Origin of the sequence: Arthrobacter sp. SO5 (assembly GCF_020532805.1) — a bacterium.
Lineage (GTDB): Bacteria > Actinomycetota > Actinomycetes > Actinomycetales > Micrococcaceae > Arthrobacter.
In genome coordinates this window covers 1-2,849 of sequence record NZ_MQTQ01000015.1, presented here as the reverse complement: position 1 = coordinate 2,849, position 2,849 = coordinate 1, and the positions used below count along the sequence as shown (strand labels likewise).

Below are 2,849 nucleotides of genomic sequence, written 5' to 3'. Positions count from 1 at the left end.
CCTCCCGCCCGCCCAAGATTCCGTCCGTTTAAGGAGATCCCCATGGCTGCAGCACGCAAAGTCATCATCACCAGCGCCGTCACCGGCGCCATCCACACCCCGTCCATGTCCAAGTACTTGCCAGTATCACCGGATGAGATCGCCGACGCCGCCATCGGTGCCGCCGAGGCCGGCGCTGCGATCGTGCACATGCACGCCCGCGATCCCAGGGACGGGCGGCCCTCCCAGGACCCGGAGCACTTCGTCCCGATCCTGGACAAGCTCAAGCGCAACACGGACGCGGTCATCAACATCACCACCGGCGGCTCGCCCCATATGACGGTTGAGGAACGCATGCAGCCGGCCGCCCTGTTCAAACCCGAGCTGGCGTCCCTCAACATGGGCTCGATGAACTTCGGTCTCTACCCGATGCTGGATCGGTTCACGGAGTTCGGCCACGAATGGGAGCGGGAAGGGCTCGAAAAGAGCCGCGACCTGGTCTTCAAGAACACCTTCCAGGACATCGAGACCATCCTGGACATCGGCAACGAGAACGGCACGCGCTTCGAATTCGAATGCTACGACATTTCGCACCTGAACAACCTGGCGCACTTTCACTCCCGCGGCCTGGCCCGGGGACCGCTGTTCGTCCAGTCCGTGTTCGGCCTGCTCGGCGGGATCGGCGCCCATCCGGAGGACCTGATGCACATGCGCCGCACCGCGGACCGGCTGCTCGGGGATGCCTACGAATGGTCCATCCTTGGCGCCGGGAAGAACCAGATGCCATTGGCCACCATCGGCGCCGCAATGGGCTCGCACGTCAGGGTGGGACTGGAGGATTCGCTGTGGATCGGCCCCGGCCAGCTCGCGACGTCCAACGCCGAGCAGGTCACCCGGATCCGCACCATCCTTGAGGCCCTTAACTTCGAAATCGCCACCCCGGATGAGGCACGGGAAATGCTCCAGCTCAAGGGCCGAGACAAGGTCGGTTTCTGAGCCGATGAGCATCCTCGTGGCCCCGGACAGCTTCAAGGGGACGTTTACCGCCGTCGAGGTAGCCGGGTACCTGGCCGGCGGCATTCGTTCGGCCGGCGGGACCGCGCTGGAACTGCCGGTGGCCGACGGCGGCGAGGGAACCTTTGAGGTGCTGATCCGGGGACTGAACGCCCGGCCGGTCACGGTCAGCACCGTCGGGCCCTGGGGGGACGCCCTTGACGCGGACATCGGCTTGGCTCCCGACGGAACAGCCGTCGTCGAACTCGCCTTTGCCAGCGGACTCAACCTGCCCTCAGTCCATGAGCGGGACCCGGTCACGGCCAGCAGCTACGGCACCGGGGTCCTCATGGCCGAAGCCGCGAGGCTTGGCGCCCGCCGGATCCTGGTGGCGGCCGGCGGTTCCGCCACGAGCGACGGCGGCGCAGGCGCCATCGCAGCGATCGAGGAACGCGGCGGCCTCCGCGCCGCGGAGGTGGTGATCCTCAGCGACGTCACCACCCGTTTTTCCGACGCGGCACGGGTATTCGGGCCCCAGAAGGGTGCGGATCCGGCCACCATCGAGGTGCTCACCCGGCGCCTTGAGCGGCAGGCCGGGGACTTCCTCCGCGAGTACGGCCGGGACCCCCGCTTGTTGGACCGGACCGGCGCTGCCGGCGGATTCTCCGGCGGCATGTGGGGCCGCTACGGGGCGGCGCTGGTCTCTGGGGCCGACTATGTCCTGGACCTGCTGGACTTCGATGCCCAGCTCGCCGACTGCACCACCGTGGTGGTCGGCGAGGGGCGGCTGGACTCCCAGACCGGCCAGGGGAAGATCATCGCTGCAATCCTTGCCCGGTGCGGCTCAAAGCCCGTTTACGCCGTCGTCGGGTCCGTTGCCGCTGACTTGGGCGGTTACGCAGACAACTTTGCCGGCATCGTCCTCGCCCCCGACGCCCGGGCCATGAAGGCCGCCGGCGCAGGATTGGCGCGCACCGCGGCGTAGCTGGCCCCGCGTCCAGTGGACATGCCCCGCGCGCCCCTCGGCCATTGGACATAATCCCCATATGCCCATTGCCTGGACCCAGGACTGGACATGTCCCCGCGGATCCGGGCCGAAAGATGGGCATGCCCCACTCGGACCCCCTGAATCACGCTCAGCCCGTTAAACGCCTTCGACGGTCGGCTCCCCCAAGGAGCCGACCGTCGAATGGTGGGGACTGGTCCGATGTCGGCGGACCAGTTCCGAGGACCGGCCGGGGGAGCCGCTCCTGCAGGGGATTTCACTATAGCTGAAGTTTGTCACACATATGACAGACTTGTCACGCTACACACTGACTTCCGGAGATTCCCGTGGGTATTCTGGAGCCATGGACCACACCGCGGCACCGCAGACCCCAATGATCACCCGATCCGTATTCCTCGACAAGGAACACCCTGCGGCCTGGCGGGCCCTCAACGGACTCGGCCTGAAAGCCAAGGAAGCGGCCGAGGACGCGGGGCTGGACCGGACCCTGATTGAACTCCTCAACGTCCGGATTTCCCAGATCAATGGCTGCGCCTTCTGCCTGGACCTGCACGTCGGTGATGCCTTGACCAACGGCGAATCAGCCCAGCGGCTTGCGGTGCTCCCGGCCTGGCGGGATGCGGACCTCTTCACCGAGAAGGAACGCGCGGCGCTGACCCTGGCCGAGGCTGTCACCAACATCTCCGATGCGCATGCCCGGGAGCGCGAGGGAACCCTCGCCAGGAAACACCTAACGGCCGCTGAATTCTCTGCCGTGAGCTGGCTCGCGATCACCATGAATGCCTTCAACCGGGTTTCGATCGTCAGCCGGCACCCCGTCCGCAAACCCCGGTCCTGACCGCCGGACACCCCGCCCGCGGCCGCCCCACCC

At 66.9% G+C, this 2,849-nt stretch carries 3 protein-coding genes; all 3 read left to right on the top strand.

The annotated features are described in order from the left end of the window. The first annotated feature begins 42 nt into the window (after positions 1 to 42). The 3 genes from BJG92_RS03010 (at position 43) to BJG92_RS03000 (ending at position 2,816) form a co-directional block, all read left to right on the top strand. Positions 43 to 975 (top strand): 3-keto-5-aminohexanoate cleavage protein, encoded by a 933-nt coding sequence (locus BJG92_RS03010; protein ID WP_232082543.1) that lies wholly within the window; start codon positions 43 to 45, stop codon positions 973 to 975. Between the two features lie 4 nt (positions 976 to 979). Next, positions 980 to 1,957: a glycerate kinase gene (locus BJG92_RS03005; protein WP_232082542.1), complete on the top strand. Its 978-nt coding sequence runs from the start codon at positions 980 to 982 to the stop codon at positions 1,955 to 1,957. A 364-nt stretch (positions 1,958 to 2,321) separates the two neighbouring features. Next, positions 2,322 to 2,816: a carboxymuconolactone decarboxylase family protein gene (locus BJG92_RS03000; RefSeq protein ID WP_232082541.1), complete on the top strand. Its 495-nt coding sequence runs from the start codon at positions 2,322 to 2,324 to the stop codon at positions 2,814 to 2,816. Positions 2,817 to 2,849: the final 33 nt, after the last annotated feature.

Excerpts from the sequence above, each read along its gene's own strand:
- BJG92_RS03010 (WP_232082543.1), top strand. The coding sequence starts at position 43 with ATGGCTGCAGCACGCAAAGTCATCATCACCAGCGCCGTCACCGGCGCC.
- BJG92_RS03005 (WP_232082542.1), top strand. The coding sequence starts at position 980 with ATGAGCATCCTCGTGGCCCCGGACAGCTTCAAGGGGACGTTTACCGCC.
- BJG92_RS03000 (WP_232082541.1), top strand. The coding sequence starts at position 2,322 with ATGGACCACACCGCGGCACCGCAGACCCCAATGATCACCCGATCCGTA.